The sequence below is a fragment of the [Mycoplasma] falconis genome (assembly GCF_006385795.1).
Classification (GTDB): domain Bacteria; phylum Bacillota_I; class Bacilli_A; order Mycoplasmatales; family Metamycoplasmataceae; genus Metamycoplasma; species Metamycoplasma falconis.
This window is the reverse complement of record NZ_VFSS01000011.1, coordinates 1-17,938: the sequence shown is the minus strand read 5'-3', so window position 1 is coordinate 17,938 and position 17,938 is coordinate 1. Positions and strand designations below refer to the sequence as shown.

The window sequence follows — 17,938 nt, the reverse complement described above, 5'->3', positions numbered from 1 at the left end:
TTAAATCTTATATAGAATGATATAACAACGAAAGATTACAATCAAATTTAAATTGAAAAACACCCCAACAATGTTGAGATGTTTATTCATATTTATAAACTGTCCACAAAAAGTGTCCAAGTTTACACCGCTTTTTTATTATTTTTAAAGTATAAAATGTTAAAATTATTTACATATAAAATTAAATTCAAATTATATATTTTTTGTAATTTTAAGACAAAGGAGTAAGATGAAAAAATCTTTTAAAAACCTGTTTTTAAGTTTAGCAAGTCTAAGTGTTTTACCGACCGCGATGATTGCTGCTAATTGTGGTGGCGGGGTAAAACCAGAAGAACCCGAAAAACCAGCAAACAATGATATACAAATGCAAACTAGCTTAGGACTTTCAATTGCTAATAAAGCAACCAAAGCTGAAAACATTCCTGTTTCAGAAGCAGTTGCAGAATTAAAACAAGCTGATAATTTAGATAAACTTGTAAAAGTTTTAAATAAATTTGGAGTAAATATTAATACCGAAGAAACTCCTGATGGAGCAAATTATAAAGTAGATCCAGCAACTCACGGGCATGCCGATGAAGGTGAAATTCACTTAGTAATCTCTCAAACAACAACTAATCGCATTAGTGTTTTTACTTTTGAAATTACCGGTTTTAAAGAAGTGAAAACTTTAGAAGCTTATAACTTGGGATCATACATTGTAAAATCACAAGCAAGCACTGAATTAAGTCTATTAGAAATTAAACAAAAACTATTATCAGCTCAGGAAAAAAGTTTTGATGATTTAAAAAATGCATTAATTGAAGTTTTAGGTCAAGACGGTATTAAATTAAACGAAACTCAAGAAAATAAAAATTTAGAATTTGCTTTAGATGCTAACAAAATTGACGTTTTAAGTGATTCAAACCAAATTATTTTTAATGACGTTAAAATTTATGACGCCAACGATAAAGGAAAAGTTTTAGAAACAACAAATTATACATTAAGCAAATAATATGAAAAAAAGTAATGGTATTGATTTTATTAAAAAACTAGCTATTTATATAGTGCTATTGTTTTTAATCATTAGCATTACATTTTTTGCTATTAATTTTTTAGTTGAACCACAAATTAAAAAAAATATAGCAGTTTATGAAAATATTAGCCCTAACTATTGAAATAGATATACAGAATTTTTAAGTAATTTATTTACTTTTAAAAGTGGAAAAATTTATTCCCAAGAATTAGCTTCGGCTAATATGTCGATTTTACAAATTTATTTTTATCAATTTAAATGAACACTTTTATTTACCATTCTAATTTTTACATTTAGTTTAATAATTGGAAATTTATTAGGCGTTTGATCCGCATATAAATTTGAAAAAACACCTGATTTTATTATTAATTTAATTATTGGTTTATTAAGTGTTATTCCTTTAATAATAATTGCCATTATTGCTCTTAGTTCTTCTTTATTTTTAGGTTATCCTTCACAATTTATTTTTAATCCGGGTTTAAGTTTTATTTCCTTATTAGTTCCTATTTTTATTATGATGTTTGGCTGTATAAGTCTGTTTCATGCTAGAAGTAGAAAAGCTGTTAGAGAAATTCTAAAATCCGAATATTATCTATTTGCTACTTCATTGGGTTTTTCTAAAATTAAATTATTTAATAAAGTTATCTTAAAACAATTAGTAATAAACCAATTACAAATTATTGTTCCTTATTATCTTTTATTGTTTACCACTTCATTGGCGATTGAAAGAATTTTTTCAATTCCAGGTCAAAGTGTTTTTATTTCTTATATTTTTTCAAAAGGTGAAATAAATATGATTACATTTTATTTTACTTTTAGTTTTTTTGTTATTATGATTTTTAAATATATTAACGACATTATCTTAGATAAGATTAACCCGCAACAAATTAGTTTAAGACAAAAATTAATTATTAAAAAAGCAAGGGTGGTGAGATAATGTTTAATTTTGCCAAACAAAGACTACAAAATTTAGGTTATGCCGTTCATAAAAATAATACAAAAATTTATTGACAAAGATATTTTACAAAAAAATCTAATATAGCTATTTTTTCGATTTTCTTAGCCATATTATTAATTGGTTTAATTTGTTTATTGGTTATTAAAAATTCACCTATTAATTCAATTGATAATAATTCAATATATGTTAATGATTTACCACCGATTTTTAATCAAGTAATTACTCGAAATTTTGAAAGAGGAGCTCAACTTGATTTTATAAGAAATATAGCCGATCAAGAAACCAAAAGAGCATCTGAATTAGGAATTAATTTGAGTTTTTACATTATCTTTGATTCAGCTAGAGATGTTGGGGGTTCTTTAACCGTTAACACCGATATTGTAACACTTATTTATAATCCCTATCATTTAATTGAAGCAATAAATAATTTAAATCCAGATAATCAAATTATTATTAATCACTTACCTTTATTAGGAACTAACGCTAATGGGGTCGATATTTATGCAAGAATATGATCTTCCGTTTTTTTAACTTTAACCATATTATTAATCGCTATTTTTATTAATATGTTTATGGGTTTTAGTTTTGCAGCATTATATAGTTTTAATTCCAATAAATGATATGCAATTGTAATTGATAAAATTGCGACTATGTTTATTTCAATTCCGGAAATTATTTGAATTTTTCTTTTATGTATTTTTGCAGGTACTAATTGATATGGAGTTTTAATTAGTTTTATTTTAATAGGTTGATTTTACTTTTATGAAGCAAGCAAACAAGAAATAAAAAACGTTAAATCATTTGAATTTATTATTGCTGCTAAAGCAATTGGTTTAAGTCAAACTCAAATTATTTATCGTCATGTATTTAAACGAATTTTACCTTCTTTACTAATTTTATTAGTTGACAGATTAACAATCAATATCTTGATTGTTTCATCATTAGCTTTTTTAGATTTTATTACAAATGCAAATAATTTAAATATTGGAACAATTTTAAAAGAAGCAATTTACGCTACTAAATCAAATCCTTGATATTTAGCAATTATAAGTACTTATCTAACTGGTTTTTCAATAATGCTAAAACTGTTTAGTTTAAGTTTAGCTACTACTCTTAATCCTTGAATAAATTAAGATAAAAAAACTACGAAATTTCTGGTTTCGTAGTTTTTATCTTTCTAGGGTTACTTCAACATAGCTATCGCCGGTTTCATTACCGAAATCATTACAATAAATCCGATAATCAAAAGAAACTTGTTGTGTTTCTTCATCAACGTTAAAAACATATCAAATAAAATGACTATTAGGAATGCTTGGTAAGCTTAATTTAAAGTAATCTTGAAATTCTTTATCTTGGGCTATTCTTGATGAATTATATTCGACTTGTTTATCAGCAAAATTATAGCTATAAGCGTTATATTTGCTTTTAAGTTTATTAAGCACTTGTATCGCTTCGTTATAACCTTTATTTGGTTTTAAATCAAAAACAATATCATTTCTAATTGCTGATAATTGCGAAGCTTGTAGCTTTTGGGGTTTACTATTAGGACTAACAGATCAATCACAACTAGCAGCTACTAATGGTAAAGTTAATAAAGCAATCGGAGTTGTAATACTAATAGTATTTTTTAATCATTTTTTCATGCTACCTCCTTTTTAATTTTGAATTTTTAAATCTTGTAAATAATTTAAACCGTCATATTCAACCGGTTTAATAATATGTTTCTGATAAATAACTTTTTTATAAGTGTTAACCGTGCTTAAATTATTAAGACTTAAAATATATGAATTTAAATTATTAATTTGATTAATTAAATTAATTTGGTCATTTAAATCTAATTTCGAAATGTATTCTTTTAGCAATAAATATATTTTATTTTTATTATTTTTTAAATAGTCATTTAATTCGTTTAAATCATTTAAATTTGATAAGTTAATATTATTTTCATCTAAATGATTTATTAATTGTTTTGTTTGTTTATAAACATCTTCTTTATTTTTAAAATCATTAGCAATTAAAGTCATTTTATATAAAAGATAATTATCAAAATTAGTTAATAAATCTACAATAAAACTTTGTGTATTAGGTGTTTCTATTGTAAAAGTATTTTCTTTATAAATAGAACGGTTTTTATTGAAATAAGTTTGGTAAGTTTCTAAATCTTCAATATATTTAATTGCAACATCAAATCTACTATCGACTTCTTTAAAAATTTCAGGAATAAGATCAATAATAACTTTTTGATTTTGACTAATATTATTAGCTACAATTGGAATTACAAAACTAATATTATCTTGTTTATTTGCTTTATTTGATTGATAAAATTCGTTAATTATTTGTTGTAAGGAACTTTTAATTTCTTCAAAATAAACTGGCTTTAAACGATCTAAATAATCATAACTATTAGCTTCAATAATTTTGGTTTTGTTTTCCTCTTGTGGGATATCATAAATTTCCTTATTATCACTTAATAAAATAATAGGACGGTTAATACTTACATCGGCATCAGCTAAGTAATTATAATTTAATCCTTTATTGTAAGCTTTAATATCAAGATCAACTGGAGCTTGACTTAGTCAAATTGATTCGTTAGCGTTTATCAAAGCATATTGATTGATTAAATTATTAATTAAACTTTGAAAAACAAAATTAGGTAATTTATAAACTTGTTTTAAATCAATGTTTTCGTTTAATTCTTTCTTATTTAATCCATAGTAAAGCAAAGCAAAATTATCGTTAAAAAATTGATCCTTACCAGTAGGTAAAAAATTATTAATAAGTTTATTATGCAAGTTATATTTTTCAACGTTTTTATAATAAGACACATTAATGTTAGGGTATAAAGCTAGCATTTCGTTTTTTTGTTGGTTATCCAAAATTTGATAATCTAAACTTGAAACGATGTTTTGTTGAAAGGCATAATAATTTTGACTACCAAAAGTTTGTTTATTAATAGGAATTAAATTGTATTGAATATCAATATTTTTTAAATTGTTATTAGATTGAGGATAATATTTATTTTTTTCTAATTTAACTTCACTTAATGAATTACTTTTAATTAAATAATATGAACTATATAAAGTGTCTTGATAAGTTTTACCATATTCATAAAATCAAGTAATATCTTTAAACGGATCTTTTTGATATTTATCAAATAAATATTGATAAGGAATAGCATCTATATAATTTGAATAAATTAAAAGTTGTTTAAAAAAGTCAACCAAATCTTGGTTTTTATTATTTAACGTTTTAAAACTAAGACCGTCATTATTTAAAAAGTAATTAATATCAATATTGTTTTCAATAAAAAATTTATAAAGATTAATTCCATTAAAATATGGATTTTGATCTTGTTCTTTTTCTTGCCTATAACCTAAATAGTTTTTTCTAAATTCTTTATTTTGTAATAAAGATCTTAAAATACCTAATTTAAAATCATTAGCTGAAACAAAATATTTAGTTTTACTATTTTGATAATTAACTCATGGTATCTGATTTTCTTTAATATTTAATTTAAACTCGGAAGCTAAATTTAATTTTGCTAAAAAGTTTTCATTATTAATTGATTTTTTATTGCTTGAAGGGATAAATAAATAAGGTAGATTAAAACCATTGCCTTTATCTTTTTTAGGTACGAAAATATCTTCTTGTAATTCGCTTGCATTGTCCAAAGATACCTGATCTATTTCATCGCTATTAAACAAATGATTTGAACCGTTTTCTTGCAAAATTTCGATATTAGATAAAAGTTCGAATTTATATCTTAAATAACTTGGTTGTAAAACGATGTTATCACGAAAGTCTATAACGGGTTGATTTTGACTTCCAATTCTTAATAGTTTGGTTTGAGTTGCTAAATTAAGCATTCTTAAATTTTTACTTTGTTTAGGATTAATTGCTAGTGAAAAATCACCTAAATCATTGGCGTAATTTTTCTTTTCAATTAATTTGTATTCATCACTGTTATAATCGCCACAAGAAAGAGCTAATAAAGGTAAACTAAAAATTAAAGGTGCCCCAATTAAAAGTTTTTTCATTTTACCTCCTTTACGCCGTATTAATATGTGAGTGGAAACATAAAAGAATTAAAGTGAAAACAATTGCTAGGGCAAAAATAATAAAAGTAGTGTATAAAATTCTTGGACTTTGGTTTCTAACGTGAATAAATTCGGGTATAAGTTCAAATACTCCCATAAATAACATAATTGCTCCACCTAAGCTAAAAATTAAAGCAATTAGTCATTTATTTTTTAAAAGTAGGCTACCGCTATAAGCTCCAATAAACATAAATGGAATTATTAATAAAAAAGTTAAAAAATTATATAAGATAGCCTTGCTTTTCTTTTGACCATATTGAATTTGACGATAATAGACAATAATAATTTCAACTAAAAAGTGAATATTAAAAGTAAGAATTAACGGCAGCATTTGTTTAGCATTTTGTGGACTAGTTTGTAAAATGAAAACTGCATAACCTAAAAATAAACCGTCAACAATTCTATGGCTCATTAACATGATAATAGCCATTCAAGCTGCTTTGGGATTATCAAATTCTTTTAAAGAAATTAAATGTTCTGAGTGGTTATGTTCTGAGTGGTTGCTGTGAAAATCAGTTTTAGAAGCTTTAACAAAAATAAAACGTCCTAAAATAACAAAAGTTAATCCAATTAAAGCTCCGCCACCTACTAATAAAGCTTGAATAATATAACCTCGTCACGTATGAGCAATTGTTTCGCCTTTATAAGAAACCGAATGAACAAATTGATCGGCGGTGTTAAAGCCTTCTCCTAAAAAACCGACAGTTCCGATAATTAAAAACATTCCGGTAGAAAAAGCATATAAATAAATAGTTTTAATATTAGTTACTTTTCCTTTAAATAAAGATAGAAAACCTTGAATAACAATCGGAGCTGCCATTAAGATTAAAATATAAATTAGTAAGTTAACAAATAAAGCTAAATAAAAGTTATTTAAAGTCTGGCTTTGGGAAATAAACATAACACCTCCTTTCAGATTTTTTGCCGTTTTAATTTTCAAATTATACATTATTTTTTAAATTGCAGTTATATAAAAAGTGTTAAACTTTATATAAATATGAAAAAAATTAGATTATGAGAATTAGCTATCACAACCGGTTCAGCTTTAGCTGCTGTGCCAATTTTAGCCACATCTTGTAATAAAGAAGATCAACAAGTTGTCTTTTTAGATATTAATAAAATTTCTCGGGTTTATTTAAATCGATTGAGTTTAAGACAAATTGCTTCGTTAGAAAACAGTCAAAAAATATTTTACTATTATGATGATAAAAACCAAAAAAATAATTTTAAAGCTGTAAAAGTTGAAAATAATCAAATACTTTTACAAAGACAAAATGATGAGTGAGTTAAATATACTCCGGATTATCCTTATCGTCATCAATGATATCAAGAATTAAGTAAATATAATAACTATAACATTATTGATAACAACGAAATACCTACTAATATTAACGATTTTTTACAAGCTCATAGTTTTGATGATGTAGACTCTGCTGGAACAGTTGGCTCTGAATGATTTAGTATTTTATCAGCGGAAAACGGACATGATTATAATAGGGTCGGAGATCCATATTTTGTTGATATGCAAACCGTTATTTTTAGAGTAATTGACGATTATGAAAAAAGTTATTTTACCCTTAAAAAATCTTTTATGGTTAATGCTAAAAAACAAAAAACTTTATTTGCTAACTTTTTTGAAACTAAATATATTCAAGCTGCTACTTGATTAGACAAAGATCATAGCAAACAAAGACAAATGTTTTTAGATCTTTTAGCTTTATATTTAAATAAATTTAACGTTAATGTTAAAGAAGTAAAAGTAAATTGAAATAAAGCCAAAATAATTCCTTCATATTCACAGGCGGGTGATTATATCGAATTTGCCATTGATGATATTATTGATTTTGAAGGTAATTCGATAATGGATGATAATAAAAAAGATATTAAATATTACATTAATGGTTTTAGAACTTATAACACCGATCAAAAATTCGGTTTAGGTCAACCTGTTAAAGAAGATTTACCACTATTTAACGACTATATCCCTAATCCACTTTTAAAAATTGATGGTAAAAAATATTTAAATATTATTGATAATATCAATTACTTTATTAAAAGTGCTACTTCATTTGATTATTGAAATGCTAAAGGGTTAATTTATTTATTTGAAACTTTTAAAGATGAATTTTTCTCTATTGATATTCCTGATTATAAAAAAAATGAAGACAAAGAATATAAAATAATGGGCTTTGAATATACACCTTATTTTAATACCAATCAATTAATCAAAGCCTATGTTAAAGTAATTAAAAAAGATAATAGTTTCAAAGATTATGTTTTAATTTCATCTAACTTTGACGATCACGGACACCGCTTAAAAGGTCAAATTATTAATAATGTATTAGCTAATAAAGTAACCCCATCAGATATTTATAGTTATAAGGCTAATTTAAAAGAATTTCCGGGTGGTATTCCTTTAAAAGAGTTTTTAGTTAATGATAAAACTAAATCAGCTTTTTTGGATATGTTAAATTTGGCAGCTAATAAGATGGATGAATTAAATTCTTATTGAAATAATAATACCCGCCAAAATTTTGAAAGTTCAATGTTAAATGATAAAAGCTATCAAATCAAACTTTTAGCCGCTTATTTAAATAATTATGTTTTAGCTTATAGTTTAGGGGCTAATAAAGGTCAAATTAGAAGCGGTGTTAAAAGGATTGATGTTAAAGTTTTAAATGACGATTATCAAATTGGCAAACTAAAATTAAAATTAAGTTTTATGTCATATGCCAATGAAAATGATTTAAAACTATATAGCGAAGGCGAAAAAGAATTAGCTTCGGTAATAATTAATTGAAACAATTTCAAAGGAGATACATCTAAAATTGATTTAGATAAATCAATAACAATTGAAGAAATAAATATTAAAGGAGGTAATGATGCTTAAAAAGTGATTAAAAATAAGTAGTGTCGCCCCTTTAATAGCTACCCCGCTAATAGCAATTAGTTGCACTCCTTCACATCAAAACGAAGATCAAGAAATTGGTTTAAATTTAAGAGAACCAGCTATTATTCATGACGATAAATTAGTTCCAACCTTTAATCATGAAATAACTAAAAAAATGTATAACTTATATGAAAATGATTTAACTAATTTATTTAGTGAAGTCAAAGAAAATTATCGTCAATATCGTTTAAACTTTTTACCACTTAAAAGAAATTTAGATATGTTGCGTAAAAAGATTTACGATTTAGCGATAGAGCAAAAAATCAAAGAAGATCAAAATGCTTTGTTTAATTATTACAATGAATGATTACAAGATGACATTGAAGCTATTAAAAACAAAGCCGCTAGTTTAATGTTTAAATATACTTTGGTTTTTCAAGATGTTGATGCCGTTTTAAGCAATATTAATCTTGAATTTGAAAGCAATAAATTCGTGCAATATTTAATTACCATCGATGATCGGTTAAGTGGTAAAGAAGTAAATTTATCCACTTTACAAAACGCTATTATTTCGACTTATAAATTTTTACTAGCTCATATTTGAAATGAAAATCATGTAACAAGTTTACAAAATATTGAAAACCAAAATATAGGAGCCGATCGAAATTCACACAGCCACTCTCATGCTTTAATAAATCTAACTTATGAATTAGGTTTATGGCAAAAACAAATATATCAAGCAATTGATGATAATCAAATTAATAATTTTAAGAACGATTATCAAAATGCAAAAGAACATATTATTGATAATGTTAACCACGTTGAAACTGATCGTCAATATGAAGGTGTTTTAAAAGTAATGGAATATCCTAATGACATTAAAGATAAATATAATTTAGCTAATCCAGATTTTAAAAATAAAGCCAATCAATTAGTAAATATTTTTAAAAATGATTTATTAAAAGTTGCTGCTTCGCAAGGAATAGAAGAAATTATTAGAAAGAACTTTGATAATGAAAAAGTTTAATCGTAAATTTTATATTAAACAAACTAATCAAATTATTGATAAAAAACTAAAACAAGTTAAATCAATTTATTCCATATGTGGCGATTTTTGACAAATCTTTTTAAATTTAAAGTTTTATCAAATTAAAGATATTAATGAAGATATTAAGCTAATGAAAATTATGCTTTATTGTTTAAACAAAAGATTTCCTAATAATGAATATGTTATTTTATTAAAAGAAAAAACATATCAATTAATAAAAGAACGTCGAAAGATTATTTGATTAACAAAATTGCAAAAAAATTCTCAAATTAAGTAAAAATAATGACAAATTAAGATTTTAAACCGTTTCTAGGTTTAAAATTTTTTAATTATGACTGCAACAACATTTAATATTGTAACTAATATTTTTGGGGCCATCGGGGCGATTATGTCTGTTGGCTTAGGTTTGCCACAATTAATTAGATTAAAAAAACTTAAAAATTCAGGAACTATTGCTTTTTCATCATATTGATGTTTTTATGTTGGGATTTTATTATGAGTAATTTTTGGTATCTTTTCAATTGGTGGAGTATGATACGTTTTCTTAGCTAACTTTATCTGTTTGATTTTATATGCATTTGTAATGTTTTATGCTTATTATTACTACCAAGGACGTACCAAAGAAATGATGAATAAGGCAATATTAGGAATTTCTTTTATCTCGATTATCGGTTTAACAATGTTTGCTTTATTTATTGTTAAATATCCAGTATGATGATCAATTTATGGTTTTAATACCGTAGAATATCAAAAGAAAGTAGCTTTATTACAATTTCCTAAAATGGTTGATTTAATTGCCGGATTTATTTTACCTGCTTTTACCGCTTTAGCATTTATGCCTCAATTTATTAAAAGTATGAAAACCAAAAACTTTAATGGTTTAGGTCCAGCATTTCCAATTGTATTTTTAATTAATGACTTTGCTTGAATAGTTTATTATGCCGTGTATATTTATGCGGCTTCTAATCCAGAATTAGCTAATAAAGATGGCTTTCCGCAAGCCGATACAATTATGGGACTAGCGGGCGCAATTGCATGACAATCAATTTCAACCGTTGTTTATTTTGTACAACTATTTGGTATTTTAAAATTTGAAAAAGCCGCCAAACAACAAGAAAATAATGTTTTAAAAAGTAAATAAACATAATGAAAATTAGCCTATCTAATAAGCTAATTTTATTTTTATTTATTCAAATTCGTATTCAAAAATCGTATTGTTTTCAAAGTCCGGAGATCAATATCCATAATCATTAAAATCGTCAGAATATCATTGCTTATATGCTATTTTTAAATTAATTGGACCATCTATACCACCTTGTAATAAAAAAACTAAAGTAAAAATTTTATCGTTTATTATTTGCGAGTTAATATCATATTCTACTTCGTAATATCTTTTTCTTCTTTCTAGTTCTTCTTCACTTATATCTCCGTGTCTAAACATTTTTTTAAATAAAATTTTATGAAAGGGAACAATAACATCTAAATTATTTTCATAAGGTTTATAAAAGAAACTATTTATTTTTTCATTAACACTAATCTCTTTATCATTTTCATTAAAAATATTTAATTTATCAAGAAAGTTATTAGGTAAATAAATGATTGAAATTTTTTTGGATTTTAGAAACCTAGTTAAAAATTCTTTTTCTAATTCTTTCGAATCCAATTCTTTATTATCTGATTCAAAATTGAAAATATAAGTTCAAACTAAACGATAATATCCATCTATTTTTTTAGCTTTAGTTTCAAGAATATTATTTATTTCTTTATATAAATCATCATAATTGGTATTATTTGAACTATTTTTTAAAGTAGATAATTCAAAAGTTTTAATTGGTTTTAAATCTAATTTAGGAATTGGATTTTTTAAAGTCAATAATGAGGGATCTTCAATTTTTGATTTCATTATTTCATATTTAGCTATTCTTTCTTGTTTTATTTTATCTTCTTTTTTCTTATTATAAGAATAAACACTTACAGGTGTTATCGTCGCTGTAACAACTACAATTGTAGTTGGTATTAAAGTTGATAAAAGTATTTTTTGTTTTTTATTCATTACTTCCCCTTAATTTCTTTTATTTGCCTTTATCTTATCACTTATAAAAATTGATAAATTTATAAAACATAAATAAACCTAAAATTAGCTAATAAATTTGCTAAAGTTGATTTAGAATAAAATGATTAATATTGTAAATTTATTAACCTTCATTATTTATTGTTTTTTAAATTTATAAATTTATAATTTATATATTCTTTTATAAAAGGAGTTTATATGATTAAACTAGGAAGTCACGTTTCATTTGAAAAACCTGATTATTTATTAGGAGCGATCAAAGAAAGTATTGACAATGGTGCTAATTGTGCCATGATTTATTTAGGAGCTCCGCAAACCACTTTAAGAGCTAATCCCAATCAATATAAATATGAAGAATATTTAGAAAAATACGCAAGTATTATTCCTCAAGAAGATATTATCGTTCATGCGCCTTATATCGTTAATCCAGCAAACCCTGATAAACAAGCTTTTGCCATTAGCTTTTTATCAGCTGAAATAAATCGGATGAACACAATTAATGCTAAATATCTGGTTTTACATCCAGGTTCTTCAATGGAATATAGTCGTAAACAAGCTCTGGATACCTTAGTAGATAGTTTGAATCAAATTATTAATAACACCAAAGATGTAATAATTTGTTTAGAAACGATGGCCGGTAAAGGTAGTCAAGTTTGTTCTTCTTTTGAAGATATTATTTATGTTATTAATAATGTAGAAAAACCTGATCGGGTAAAAATTTGTTTAGATACATGTCATATTTGAGATGCAGGCTATAATTTAAAAAATTATGCCGAATTTAAAGAATATTTAATTAAAAATGATTATTTAAAACATATTAAGGTGGTGCATTTAAATGATTCTTTAAACCCACTTAATTCTAAAAAAGACCGCCACGCTAATATTGATAAAGGTTTTATTGGCTTAGAAACTCTAAAAACTATTTTATATGATAAAGATTTTGAAGGTATCCCGTTTATTTTAGAAACTCCTTATATCGATAATAAAAGCCCTTATAAAGAAGAAATTGCTTTATTACTTGATAAACAAGATCAATTAGAAAAACAAGGAGAGCTATGATAGGAAATAAACAAAGATCTTATAAACCAGAACATAATAATATTGATAAAGAAACGATTAAAAAATTAACTTATTACAGTAATAAAGCTTTTATTAATGCTTCAATAGCAAGAATATTTATGATCTTTTTAGTTATTTTTTCGGTTTTGACTTTTATTTTTAGCATGATACAAAAAGGAAATGCCAAAGAAGAAACTAAAAAGGTGGCTTATTATTTTTCAATATTTATTGGTATTTTAGATGGGTTTATTGCTATTCCTACTTTTATCTTTTTATTTAAAACTTTTATTTACGTTATTATTTATGCTAATAATTTAGATAAAGTGGCGATTAAATTAAATAATAGTTATTACCATTTAAGAGCGACTAGCTATTATTCAATGCTAGCTTGAATTATTATTGGTTTTATTGTTTTGGGAATTATTTCCGAAATTGTAATGTTAGTTTTAACCCATAGTCTTAAAAAATCTTATAAAATGTGAAAGAAATTAAATGAGAAAATAGAAGCCTAATTATTTGGTTTCTATTTTTATTTGCTTTTAAAAAAGTAAAACAAAAAGCAAGGAATTATTCCTTGCTTAAATGTTATTTATAGTCTTCAGGACGACTTAATACTTTTGATCCATCTTTGGTAACTAAAATTGTATCTTCAATTCTTGCTCCACCTAAGCCTTCTTTGTAAATACCAGGTTCAACGGTAATAATCATACCTTCTTCTAAAACGTAATCGCCTCTTCTTCTGCCTACACCGGGTAGTTCGTGAACATCGATCCCAACTCCGTGTCCGGTTGAGTGAGTAAATAATTTACCATAACCTTTTGATTCAATATAATCACGGCAAATCTTGTCGATTTCTTGGGTATTAATACCTGGTCTTACAGCTTGACGACCTAATCTTTGAGCTTCTTCGACTACATCTAAAATAGTAGTTAGTTCAGCTTCTCTTGGTTTACCGAAGAAAAATGTTCTAGTAATATCACTAGCTCAACCTTCAAATTGAGCTCCGAAGTCGATTTTAACAATATCACCATCTGCTAATTTACGTGAAGTAGGATGGTGGTGAGGTTCAGCCGCATTAGAACCAAAAGCAACGATTGTATCAAAGCTTTCTTTTTCGGCTCCAAATAAACGCATTAAATATCCAAGTTTATTTGCCACTTCTAATTCGGTCATACCTTCTACTAAAAGTTTTCTTACTTCTTCCAAGGCTTGTAAAGAAATTAAACAAGCTTCTTGTACTTTGGTATATTCTTCTTCGTCTTTTTGGATTCTTAACACTTGACCGTTAATCATGGTAAATTCAGCTTTTGGTAACATTTGTTTAAAATATTCAAAAGTTTCGACATTTAAATAGTTTTTTTCTATTGCTACTTTTTTGTAAGCTTTTTTAGCTAAGAATTTAGCTAAGGTATCTTTTTCTAAAAGAATTACTTCAACGTTTCTAGCATTTTTAGTAGCATATTCAATATATCTACCATCAACAAATAAAAATGCTTTGTCTTTTTCAATAACTAGATAGCCATCGCTAGTTTGAACGTTAGCATATCATAGTCTGGTTTGTGGTGCTTCAGAAATAATGGCATCAATTTTAGTTTCGTTAAAAACTTTATCTAATTCATTTCTTAACATAATTTAGTCTCCTGATAAAAGCGGGTTTTAATTATTTTTTCTCTTTGTGGTTGGTGTGAGCATTACATTTTGGACAGTATTTTGTTACTTCCATTTTGTCTGGATGTAATTTTTTGTTTTTCTTGGTAATGTAATTTTCCATTTTACAAGCTTCACATCTAAGGGTTAATCCTTCTCTTGGCATAATATCTCCTTTACTAGATTACAAATGATAATTATTAATTAAATAATATTTAATAATTATATTAAAAAAAGATAAATTTAACTAATAAAGCAAAACTAATGATTATTAAATAATATTTAATAATAAAAGTTTTAATTTATAAAAAGCGATTTTATCTTATAGTTAACACTATCGGAACTATTGATGATTTGATCGAAAAATATGAAAAAATATTAACTAAAATTGAAAAAATTTTAAAAGTAGAGCTTCAAAAATATAAACAATGGCAACCTATAAAAAAATATAATCCTACTGTTGTTAATAAAAACACAAATAAATTTGAAAATGAAAAAATATATTTAGACACAGGATCTTTATCTGATATCAATAATTATTCAAATGATTTGGCTATATTTAATTGCAATAATAAACCATCGAGAGCGTCTTTGCTACCTGAAACAAAATCTGTTTATTTTGCTAAATTAAAAAATACTAATAAATATTTGTTGATAAACAATAATAAAGACATATTGAATAATTACATTTTATCTTCTGGTTTTTTAGGAATAAAAGAATCTGATGATTTTCCGTTATCTTTAATATTTTCTATTTTAATTTCAAGAGATTTTATAATTAACAAAGATAATAATTGCCAAGGCACAACGATGGCGGCTTTAACATTAGAAAATTTTTATAAAATAAATGTTAAATATTTAACTAAACAAGAAAGAAAGAATTTTGATAATAAATATAAATGTTTTGTTTTCTTGTTCGAAACAATCAGTTTAAAAATAAAAAAATTAAACAATATAAAAACTAATTTATTAAATAAATATTTCTAATTTTTTTAGTAGTAATTAACACTATCGGAATTATTGATGATTTGATCGAAAAATATGAAGAAATATTAGAAAAAATCACACAGTGAAGAAAGTTGAAATTTTCATTAAATTCAAAGTTTGATTTTAGAAAATATGAAAATTTAAAAGATTTATTAAAATTTCAACACGGATGACAACCATCAAAAGATTTTCATATATATGAAAATAAAAAAGGTTATATAAGATTTATTCAAAATAGAGATTATTCAACAAGCAATCATATTACTTATATACCAAAAAACAGGTTAATAAAAACTTGTGGTAAAGAAGATATTATTATGGATAAATATGGCGATGCTGGTAAAGTTAGATTTGGATTAGAAGGGGCTTATAATGTTGCTTTAATGAAAATAATTCCAAAAGAAAAAGAGCATAAGGAATATATTAGGGATTTTCTAAACACAGAATTTATTTATTTAACCTTAAAAAATTCTTCTATTGCTTCCACCAGAAATTCCTTAAACGAAAAACATTTTAATTGCATTAAAATACCAATGCTAAATAAAAAAGATTTTTTAAAATATGAATTTCAATTAAATTCAATCTTAAAAAATTATTTATTAATAAAAGATAAAATCGAAAGATTAACAAATATTAAGCACATATTATTGAATAAGTATTTCAAATAAAAATCTGCGGTTTAATCCACAGATTTATTTTTATCAATCAACAATTGTATCTACTATTTTTTGTTGTTCTTCGCTTGTTTTTCTTAAATAAATTCTGGTTGTTTCAATAGATTCATGTCCCATCAAATCTGCCAATAAAGCAATATCTTTGTATTTACTTAAAAAATTTTTAGCAAAACGGTGTCTAAAAGAATGTGGGTAAACAACATTTAAATTCATATTATATTTTTTAGCCAAAGCTTTTAGTTGATGTGCTATTCCGCGAGTTGTAATTTGTAATCCGTTTTTATTTAAAAATAAATAACCCTCGTTTCTATTTATTGAATTGTAATATTCAATTGCTTTATTTCTTAATTTAATCGGTATAAATATTCTTCTTATTTTCCCTGATTTAGTATAAATATCAATGTAACCTCTTATTAAATGTTCATATTTAAAATGTATTAATTCTGAAACACGAGCACCTGTTGCTCCTAGTAATCTAATTACAAAATATCATTGATAATTTTTGTCTTTCAAAAGCTTCTTTTTAAAAAATTCGTAATCAGCATCACTGATTACGTTTTCTAAATACATTTTTTGTTGGATTTTAACAAATGATAATTTTAATTTTTCTTTTTTAATAAATTCCAAATACTTATTTATTCCTTGAATACGAAGATTTATAGTTTTGCCAGTATATTTATCAACTAATATTGCCTTAAAACTAAGCAAATTTTGCTTATTTATTTCAGTAAAATTTTCAAAAAACATTTTTACAGCAATTAAGTAAGCAGAAATTGTATTTTTAGATAAATTATTGTTTAATAAAAATTTGTGAAAGTTTTGCATTTTTACCTCCACAAGTAATATTATTTTTAAAAATATTTTTTCAATAAATCTTGTTTTATTAATTTTAATTTATTTATTTTTTGAATTATATAAACAATTTGTTTATATAAAAAACTATTATTCAATTCATATTTTTTTAAACTTTCTAAGCTATAAGAAACTTCAAAATTTTTTAAATCTTCCAAAGAAAGATTTAATTTAACACTACCCTTTGCTAAATTTGTTATTTCTTTTTGATAGACATTTAATAAAGCAAAAACAAAAGCTTTGTAATTTGTATCTATTTTTGAGACGCGTTGGTTAAGATAATAATTATTTTTATCAACTATGCAAAATTTAATAACTTCACCAGTCCTAGATAAAACAATATCCCCAATATTTAATAAGTATTTTGAATCTACGTTAAAATTATTTATTTTTTGTACCAGATCATCTTTAATACAAATATTACCTATGTTTTTTATTGTTAATAAATTAAAATCAGATTTTTTTACGTAATGTTTAGAATTAAAACTAAAACCGTTCAAAATTTTAAATAAATTTTTAATTTTATTTTTTTTATTTTCATTTATTTTTTTAAAATTTAAAATTAAAATTTCTCTAAATTTAAGCAACATTTCTTCATATTTTTCGATCAAATCATCAATAATTCCGATAGTGTTAATTACTA

The 17,938-nt window shown here is 24.5% G+C and carries 20 protein-coding genes; 12 read left to right on the top strand and 8 right to left on the bottom strand.

Going from position 1 to position 17,938, the window contains the following annotated elements; translation table 4 throughout:
• From FJO69_RS07695 to FJO69_RS07540, 4 genes are all read left to right on the top strand, one after another.
• Positions 1-98, top strand: a 98-nt coding sequence (locus tag FJO69_RS07695) for an IS3 family transposase (RefSeq protein ID WP_368853737.1), incomplete at its 5' end; no start/stop codon positions are given.
• 131 nt (positions 99-229) lie between these two features.
• On the top strand, positions 230-991 hold the full coding sequence (locus tag FJO69_RS02705) for a hypothetical protein (RefSeq protein WP_140781532.1): 762 nt from the start codon (positions 230-232) through the stop codon (positions 989-991).
• Position 992: 1 nt separating this feature from the next.
• Positions 993-1,949: an ABC transporter permease subunit gene (locus FJO69_RS07545; protein ID WP_140781531.1), complete on the top strand. Its 957-nt coding sequence runs from the start codon at positions 993-995 to the stop codon at positions 1,947-1,949.
• Complete coding sequence (locus tag FJO69_RS07540) at positions 1,949-3,103, top strand: ABC transporter permease subunit (RefSeq protein ID WP_140781530.1); 1,155 nt, start codon at positions 1,949-1,951, stop codon at positions 3,101-3,103. Before FJO69_RS07545 ends, FJO69_RS07540 begins: the two co-directional genes overlap by 1 nt.
• 36 nt (positions 3,104-3,139) lie before the next feature.
• Here FJO69_RS07540 and FJO69_RS07535 read toward each other — a convergent pair whose 3' ends face one another.
• The 3 genes from FJO69_RS07535 to FJO69_RS07525 are packed head-to-tail and all read right to left on the bottom strand — an operon-like array spanning position 3,140 to position 6,968.
• Positions 3,140-3,613, bottom strand: coding sequence for a variable surface lipoprotein (locus FJO69_RS07535; RefSeq protein WP_140781529.1), 474 nt, complete (start codon positions 3,611-3,613; stop codon positions 3,140-3,142).
• A gap of 12 nt (positions 3,614-3,625) precedes the next feature.
• Positions 3,626-6,007 carry an OppA family ABC transporter substrate-binding lipoprotein gene (locus FJO69_RS07530; protein WP_140781528.1) on the bottom strand — a complete coding sequence of 794 codons (2,382 nt, stop codon included), beginning with the start codon at positions 6,005-6,007 and terminating at the stop codon, positions 3,626-3,628.
• 10 nt (positions 6,008-6,017) lie between these two features.
• Positions 6,018-6,968 carry a ZIP family metal transporter gene (locus FJO69_RS07525; protein ID WP_140781527.1) on the bottom strand — a complete coding sequence of 317 codons (951 nt, stop codon included), beginning with the start codon at positions 6,966-6,968 and terminating at the stop codon, positions 6,018-6,020.
• Between the two features lie 96 nt (positions 6,969-7,064).
• Between FJO69_RS07525 and FJO69_RS07520 the strand changes: the two genes are divergently transcribed.
• Genes FJO69_RS07520 through FJO69_RS07505 form a run of 4 tightly spaced genes read left to right on the top strand, consistent with a single transcriptional unit; the run spans position 7,065 to position 11,146 of the window.
• Positions 7,065-8,957, top strand: coding sequence for an MAG3240 family lipoprotein (locus tag FJO69_RS07520; protein ID WP_140781526.1), 1,893 nt, complete (start codon positions 7,065-7,067; stop codon positions 8,955-8,957).
• Positions 8,947-9,984, top strand: a complete 1,038-nt coding sequence (locus FJO69_RS07515; protein ID WP_140781525.1) for an HxHSH motif-containing lipoprotein — start codon at positions 8,947-8,949, stop codon at positions 9,982-9,984. Before FJO69_RS07520 ends, FJO69_RS07515 begins: the two co-directional genes overlap by 11 nt.
• Positions 9,971-10,282 carry a hypothetical protein gene (locus FJO69_RS07510; protein ID WP_140781524.1) on the top strand — a complete coding sequence of 104 codons (312 nt, stop codon included), beginning with the start codon at positions 9,971-9,973 and terminating at the stop codon, positions 10,280-10,282. The genes FJO69_RS07515 and FJO69_RS07510 overlap by 14 nt, the downstream gene beginning before the upstream one ends.
• Positions 10,283-10,336: 54 nt before the next feature.
• The gene (locus FJO69_RS07505) at positions 10,337-11,146 is read left to right on the top strand and encodes a PQ-loop repeat-containing protein (protein WP_140781523.1); all 810 of its coding nucleotides are present in this window, start codon (positions 10,337-10,339) and stop codon (positions 11,144-11,146) included.
• A gap of 45 nt (positions 11,147-11,191) precedes the next feature.
• On the opposite strand, the gene FJO69_RS07500 is transcribed toward FJO69_RS07505, so the two are convergent.
• Complete coding sequence (locus tag FJO69_RS07500) at positions 11,192-12,058, bottom strand: hypothetical protein (RefSeq protein ID WP_140781522.1); 867 nt, start codon at positions 12,056-12,058, stop codon at positions 11,192-11,194.
• A gap of 216 nt (positions 12,059-12,274) precedes the next feature.
• On the opposite strand from FJO69_RS07500, the gene FJO69_RS02650 reads away from it, so the two are divergent.
• Positions 12,275-13,138 (top strand): deoxyribonuclease IV, encoded by an 864-nt coding sequence (locus FJO69_RS02650; protein ID WP_140781521.1) that lies wholly within the window; start codon positions 12,275-12,277, stop codon positions 13,136-13,138.
• Positions 13,132-13,647 (top strand): hypothetical protein, encoded by a 516-nt coding sequence (locus FJO69_RS02645; RefSeq protein ID WP_140781520.1) that lies wholly within the window; start codon positions 13,132-13,134, stop codon positions 13,645-13,647. The genes FJO69_RS02650 and FJO69_RS02645 overlap by 7 nt, the downstream gene beginning before the upstream one ends.
• A 73-nt stretch (positions 13,648-13,720) precedes the next feature.
• Here FJO69_RS02645 and FJO69_RS02640 read toward each other — a convergent pair whose 3' ends face one another.
• Both FJO69_RS02640 and rpmG read right to left on the bottom strand, forming a co-directional pair.
• Positions 13,721-14,764 carry an aminopeptidase P family protein gene (locus FJO69_RS02640; protein ID WP_140781519.1) on the bottom strand — a complete coding sequence of 348 codons (1,044 nt, stop codon included), beginning with the start codon at positions 14,762-14,764 and terminating at the stop codon, positions 13,721-13,723.
• Between the two features lie 31 nt (positions 14,765-14,795).
• Entirely contained in the window at positions 14,796-14,948 is a 153-nt protein-coding gene (rpmG, locus tag FJO69_RS02635) for a 50S ribosomal protein L33 (protein WP_004424821.1), read from the bottom strand.
• Positions 14,949-15,136: 188 nt separating this feature from the next.
• Between rpmG and FJO69_RS02630 the strand changes: the two genes are divergently transcribed.
• Both FJO69_RS02630 and FJO69_RS02625 read left to right on the top strand, forming a co-directional pair.
• Positions 15,137-15,769 (top strand): restriction endonuclease subunit S, encoded by a 633-nt coding sequence (locus FJO69_RS02630; RefSeq protein WP_140781518.1) that lies wholly within the window; start codon positions 15,137-15,139, stop codon positions 15,767-15,769.
• 41 nt (positions 15,770-15,810) lie between these two features.
• On the top strand, positions 15,811-16,437 hold the full coding sequence (locus FJO69_RS02625) for a restriction endonuclease subunit S (RefSeq protein ID WP_170177216.1): 627 nt from the start codon (positions 15,811-15,813) through the stop codon (positions 16,435-16,437).
• Between the two features lie 30 nt (positions 16,438-16,467).
• Here FJO69_RS02625 and FJO69_RS02620 read toward each other — a convergent pair whose 3' ends face one another.
• Both FJO69_RS02620 and FJO69_RS03080 read right to left on the bottom strand, forming a co-directional pair.
• Complete coding sequence (locus FJO69_RS02620) at positions 16,468-17,268, bottom strand: tyrosine-type recombinase/integrase (RefSeq protein ID WP_140781516.1); 801 nt, start codon at positions 17,266-17,268, stop codon at positions 16,468-16,470.
• Between the two features lie 26 nt (positions 17,269-17,294).
• Positions 17,295-17,938 (bottom strand): restriction endonuclease subunit S domain-containing protein (locus FJO69_RS03080; protein ID WP_170177215.1); only part of this gene is annotated, 644 nt, incomplete at its 5' end.